Below are 6,087 nucleotides of genomic sequence, written 5' to 3'. Positions count from 1 at the left end.
CACTGGATGAGCTAAGAATATTGGTAAGCGAATCAATAAGCATTTACAACGAGATGAGGCCGCACTTGAGTTTAGGTGTGAAAACACCTAGCAAAGTGCATATAATAAAAAGCCAGCGAAAAACGCTGGCTTAAAAACCGTCAACTTTTTCTAGGACGGGACATTTTGTTATATTTTTGCTAGATAGAAATTTTGCACTATGTAATAGTTTTAATTTGAAGCTTAATTGCAACTTTTAATCCAAAAGGATAGGTATTGAAACCACTAGTTTTAAAAGCATTATTGCTGTTGGGGATGTTTTCATTAACTACTAATGCTTTCGCCTTTGATCTAAGTGATACAATTGATCAAAGACAATCCTTTCCTATTCTCGAACGTAAATTAATTATTGAGCATACTTCCTCTCTAGATGATTTTGATACTCAATTTTCAGTTAGATCCAACTTGGCTGATCTATATATATTATATAACCGCATTGATTTATTGAATGTTTTGATTAGTCGCATACAAAGTTCAGACATAACCAGTTTAAGTGAAAAACAAGAGGCTCAGTTACTTTATTTTAAAGCCTATAGTGATTACTTTTCAGGACAATCTAATCTGGCGGATTCACGCCTAAATCAGGCATTAAAGTTATTAAAAACTGATCAAAAAAATGGCCAAGTGAATATTTCAGACAATTATTTACAGACTAAACTCAATTTATTACTCGGCCTAAATAAGGCTTATATTCAAGAGTACGAAGAGGCAATAAGTATTGTGACGTCAGTATTTGAGCTCGCCAGTCAAAATGGTTGGTCTAGGCTTAAAGGCAAGAGTCTATTCTATCTAGGGGATATTCAGTATGAATTAAAAAATTATGAAGCTGCGCTAGAACATTATAAGCGTTCTTTACACTTTTTTGATAACTCAGATCTAGTGGATATTGCTGTTAGTAAGATGGCCATAGCCCAAATGACCAATATTGTGGGTGATAAACTCGAAGCCCTCGTTTTATTAGATGAAGCAACAGCCGACTTCGAACACCAGCAAAATACAAGTAGCCTAGCAGATGCATTTTTACTTAAATCCTATTTTATTGGTGACTCTCGGCCCAAAGAGGCTCTTGAATGGTTAACTAAGTCTGTAAAAATAAGAGAAAAACTAGGTATACCTATCGATATAGCTAATGCATATGTGCATTTTAGCTCTTTGCTTTTAGACAATGGAAAATTGGATGAGGGTTTAAAATATAGCCAAGCGGCCACTGAGTTAGTTGAGCCGCTAGATGATTACTCTGCTAAATGGGATGCCTACGCCACTCACGGCATTTTGTTAAACGAAAATAAAGATTATCAACAAGCCTATGAATATATGCGTAAAGCCGAGCGAGCTCTGCTAACTAAAGCTCGTTTAGATATAACTAACGAAACTGCTCGTTTGTCGGTACAGTTTAAATTACGTCAACAAGAATTAGAAAATATTTATTCTGAGCGAGAGAAGGCCTCCTTAGAAGAACATAATTTGTTATTACAGTCTAAAGTCACCTTGCAACAAGAAATACAGCAAAATCAGAACTTGATGTTAATTGGATTATTAATATTATTAGTTCTGTTTATGGGGTTAATTTTGATAATTTATCGCCTCTATTATAAAACGAAAATATTGGCTTCTAGAGATGGCTTAACAGGCTTAGATAATAGGCGAACTATAATCGCCCATGCTGAGCATCAATTTGCTGTAAGTGTGCGTTATGGCCATGCAATATCCGTCATAATGTTAGACATTGATAGGTTTAAATTGATCAATGACCAACATGGCCATGCTGAAGGTGATAAAACTTTAAAAGCAATAGCAAAGATTTTGAGGAATATGCTCAGAGAGTCAGATAAGATCGGCAGAATTGGTGGTGAAGAGTTTTTATTGGTTTTACCTAATACGGAACGTGAAGAAGCTCTTCATTTTGCTGAGCGAATTAGACTCGGCGTTAAAATTCAGTTGTTAGAAATGGGCCATGAAGTTAAAGATGTCACTGTTAGTTTAGGTGTTGCATCCCTCGAAAGATTTACAGTAGCCAGTACTAATAATATTCAACAACTCATTGCTCTTGCTGATCAGGCATTATATCTAGCTAAAAATAGAGGACGTGACCAAGTTCAGTCTATTGAGGTGGAAAATACCTTAAAATCAGCTGAAGTGGTGCAATAGCTTACTGCTAAACATTTTGATTAATCACTCGATGACATATTCTTGGATAACAGGCGTCGTTTATTTTGGAACTGATGGTATAGCTGAGCGGCTTAATTGACTTCCGATCATAGACACAAGGCAATACCCCACAAAGTAATAAAACCCTTCACCAGCATTGGAGAGAGTTTGAGTACTTATTTCTATGGCGATATTAAAACCGAAAACACTCACATTTTGCGCTGTACTAGTATCTGCATGGTTAGTGGATAAAATAGCCAAAAATATTGCCACAACAAAAACGTCAGCCATAGACCATTTTCCGATTACATTTACCAATCCAATTAGTTTTTTAGCCAGTTCTTGTGTTTTTATAAAATAAGCAAAGGTCAGCAGTAAAGTTTTTAAAAGTGGAATACACACAGAAAAAGCAAAAATAAGTCCTGCCACTAATAACCGCTGGTCATCCCATAGTTCTTGCACTGTTGCCATTATAGATAACTCCTTGTCTATTAAGGTAGACGTTAAAGAAGAGCCACTTAGCATAGCTTTCATTTCCATATCAAATTTAAACATAGTTAATAAAATGCCGGGGAAAAATAATCCTAAGGCTATAATGTTTAAGCCAAATCCAAGATGCTTAAAGAGCATGTATCTACTGAGCATGTTTAACCTTTGTATGATTGTGTAAAAATAGTGATGCAAGGATAATATCAACTCATTTTCTATTCGAGTTAAAAATTGTTTCAACTCGCTTCATTTTAACTAAAAAAGTTGGAACGGTTAATATTCAAGGTCTTAGATAAGGCAAAGGATATTTAAACACTCATTAAGGTATGGTTATTTATACATTGTTAGTCGCTTTTATACAGAAGTTCTGGTCTTTTTGATTAAAATTAAGTCATGTCCAAAAGCCAAAGTGTGAATAGAATACTAAAATGAAGTGTTTAATTTTACTTTCATGTCTACTACTTTCTAGCCCCTGTTTAGCGGGTTCAGAACGCTTGGCTTTGGCGAAAAATTGGTTAGCAACCTGGATGCCAGAACACTTTGACTTAGATGTCGCTTCATCAGGGGTTAAATTTAACGGCTGTAAACAAAAAGAATACCAACTTCAATTTTCCCAACCAGTTGGTGATAATTTTGTCATTGAATCGGTTGTGAGTTATGCCAAAGCAAAATTATCTTGGGGAGTATTTAGCCAAAAGCTTTCGGTTAAAGAATTAGTTTTTGTGCCAAGGTATAAGTTGTCGCATAACTTAAGTCTTGGTTTTGGAGTGATAACTCAATCTGCAACTGAATTTAAAAGTGTACTAGGCTTACAGTTTGATTTACCAGCTAATACGGAATGGTTGGTATCTGCACGTGCAGAAGGCTTTGCCACTAAACATTCTTGGGAACTTTCGCTTTCTAGTCAAAAATGGGACGTAATAAGAAATACTGGCACTTGGTATGAAACCGGCGCGGCTAATAGTAAAATTAGCCTAGAGTACAATGGCTTTTTTTAGACAATGCACTCCAGCTATTTTCATTAGGCAAATACTACAGTTTTATTGTGATGAATAATCACTCTATCTTCTAGGTGATATCTCACCCCATTTGCTAAGGCTGTTTTTTCACAGTTTTTACCTTTTCTCACCATATCAGCAGCACTATCACTATGGCTAATACGCATCACTTCTTGCTCGATAATTGGGCCTTCATCTAAGTCACTGGTGACATAATGACAGGTTGCACCAATTAACTTAACACCACGCTCGTAGGCCTGTTGATAAGGTTTAGCACCAGCAAAAGAAGGCAAAAAACTATGATGAATATTAATCGCTTTACCGGCTAATTTTTGACATAAATGATCCGGCACTATTTGCATAAATCTGGCAAGAACCGTTAAATCGGCTTGGTAAGCTTCGATCAAACGCTCCACTTCTGCAAAGGCTTGTTCTTTGGGTTGGTCTTTAAAATTGACCCAATGAAACGGTATATTATGCCAATCGGCAAATTGTTTCATTTGTGGGTGGTTGGCTATGATACACGGAATATCACATTGTAATTCACCGCTATGCCATCTATGTAACAAATCCATTAAACAATGAGATTCATGACTGGCTAACAACACCATTTTTTGTTTTTGATGTGAGTCGGCTATTTTCCAATTCATGTCAAATTTTTCAGCAATTGGGGCGAATGCTTGCTTGAAACTATCAATTGTCAGTTTAACTGAATTAGCGCTGATCTCGTGGCGCATAAAAAAGCGCCCGGTTTGCAAGTCGGTATGGTGGTTCGCTTCAGTAATGGTCGCATTTTGGGTGGCTAAAAATTGACTTACTGCTGCGACTAAGCCCACCTGGTCAGGACAATCTATGACTAATCTAAAAGTTTGTTGCATGATAAAAATTGTTCGAGTTTACTAATAGGTCTATTGTGACCTGCTTGCGTACCTAGGGTAAAGAACAAAAATAAATAATTAAAAAATCAAGGCTATAAATTCGACCTTTTAGTCTTATGTGATGAATTAGTTGAAACTGAAACATTGTATTTTTCTGAATCTTTACTAAGACTCAATAAACTAAAATAAAATTACAGCGAATTTTTGATTTCAACTATTGGCTAAACTGAGGATTAATAAGCGAGATGTCGCATAAAAAAGCACCAATCGATTGTTCACCAATTGCTCTACTCCAAAAAGAAGTATTACTCGCTAGGCAACCTATTCTAAATGAAAAACATAATATATATGGGTATGAAGCTCTTTACCGAGGCTGTCTTTTTGATATCAACAATACTGACGATGGTATGGGAGCAACTGGGGAGTTACTTAATAATATATGTGCTTGTGTACTAGACGTAGAGGTTAACGATAATTTACCTGTATTTATCAATGTGGATGAAAAGTTTATTAACTCTCCAGGTTTTTTCCCCGTTCAATCTGACAAAATTATATTAGAAATTTTGGAATCTGTACCAGCGACCACTAGTGTTTTAAATAACATTGTAGCTCTCAAAAAACAGGGATTTGGATTCGCACTGGATGATTATATTTTTGAACCAGAGAGAGAGCCTTTTTTAAATTTAGTCTCAATTGTAAAAGTGGATGTACTAGCTTGTACTCCAGAGGAATTAAAAAAAGGTGTGCAAAACTTGGCTAAGTACTCGGTTACTTTATTGGCCGAAAAAGTCGAGTCTAACGAAATGTTCGATTTGTGCAGAGCATTGGGTTTTACTCTATTTCAAGGTTATTATTTGGAGCGGCCTAGGTTAATTCATGGTACAAAAATCTCAGCCAGCCAACAAATCACTTTGCAGCTTTTATCTGAACTAACCAAACCTAACATTTCCAATCAGCAAATTGCTGAAGCTATTCTTCGTGATCCTCGTTTAGCCATGAAAATGATTTTATTGGTTAATAGCTCATTGTTTTCGTTTATACGTAAAGTCAGTGACGTACGTGAAGCCGTGATCATGTTGGGAGTTGAGGCTGTTAAAAGATGGGCCATCATACTTCTATTGGTTTCTGAATCCGAGTCGCCAGTTGAAATTTTTCGTACGCTATTGAGCCGAGCTAAAACCTTAGAATTATGTGTGATGGACACTAACCTTAAAAATGATGGTGAATACTTTTCGTTAGGTTTATTTTCAGGAATTGATGCGGTATTAGGTCTTAATATGCAACAAGTCACTGAGATCCTACCTTTATCGAATGAATTGAAAGACGCGCTTTGCGAACGACGAGGGCCTATGGGGGAATTGTTATCTAACTTAATCAGGTTTGAAAAAAATCAGCGACCGAAAAGTGAAAATGAATCTTTTAAACTACTTAATAGTGCTTATTGGCAAGGTCTAAAATGGGCTGATGAATTAATGGGGGGAATAATCCAGTAACATCCTATAAATCGTAAGTTGGCACACATTTACTATACCCGT

Annotated in this window: 5 protein-coding genes and 1 pseudogene; 4 read left to right on the top strand and 2 right to left on the bottom strand. The window is 36.1% G+C overall.

Features of this window, described 5'->3' with window-relative positions:
• Both L0668_RS11760 and L0668_RS11755 read left to right on the top strand, forming a co-directional pair.
• A pseudogene (locus L0668_RS11760) lies at window positions 1–134 on the top strand (IS3 family transposase); the annotation flags it as partial.
• Between the two features lie 121 nt (window positions 135–255).
• Window positions 256–2,187, top strand: a complete 1,932-nt coding sequence (locus L0668_RS11755; protein WP_235312791.1) for a diguanylate cyclase — start codon at window positions 256–258, stop codon at window positions 2,185–2,187.
• A gap of 60 nt (window positions 2,188–2,247) precedes the next feature.
• On the opposite strand, the gene L0668_RS11750 is transcribed toward L0668_RS11755, so the two are convergent.
• Complete coding sequence (locus tag L0668_RS11750; RefSeq protein WP_235312803.1) at window positions 2,248–2,817, bottom strand: paraquat-inducible protein A; 570 nt, start codon at window positions 2,815–2,817, stop codon at window positions 2,248–2,250.
• A gap of 287 nt (window positions 2,818–3,104) precedes the next feature.
• On the opposite strand from L0668_RS11750, the gene L0668_RS11745 reads away from it, so the two are divergent.
• The gene (locus L0668_RS11745) at window positions 3,105–3,674 is read left to right on the top strand and encodes a hypothetical protein (RefSeq protein ID WP_235312790.1); all 570 of its coding nucleotides are present in this window, start codon (window positions 3,105–3,107) and stop codon (window positions 3,672–3,674) included.
• Between the two features lie 23 nt (window positions 3,675–3,697).
• On the opposite strand, the gene purU is transcribed toward L0668_RS11745, so the two are convergent.
• On the bottom strand, window positions 3,698–4,552 hold the full coding sequence (gene purU, locus L0668_RS11740; protein WP_235312788.1) for a formyltetrahydrofolate deformylase: 855 nt from the start codon (window positions 4,550–4,552) through the stop codon (window positions 3,698–3,700).
• A gap of 245 nt (window positions 4,553–4,797) precedes the next feature.
• Between purU and L0668_RS11735 the strand changes: the two genes are divergently transcribed.
• Window positions 4,798–6,045, top strand: coding sequence for an EAL and HDOD domain-containing protein (locus L0668_RS11735; protein WP_235312786.1), 1,248 nt, complete (start codon window positions 4,798–4,800; stop codon window positions 6,043–6,045).
• The last annotated feature ends 42 nt before the right edge of the window (window positions 6,046–6,087 follow it).

Source organism: Paraglaciecola algarum (genome assembly GCF_021532655.1).
GTDB classification, from domain to species: Bacteria; Pseudomonadota; Gammaproteobacteria; order Enterobacterales; family Alteromonadaceae; genus Paraglaciecola; species Paraglaciecola algarum.
The sequence above is the reverse complement of the archived record's forward strand: the minus strand, read 5'-3'. Positions and strand labels throughout refer to the sequence as shown.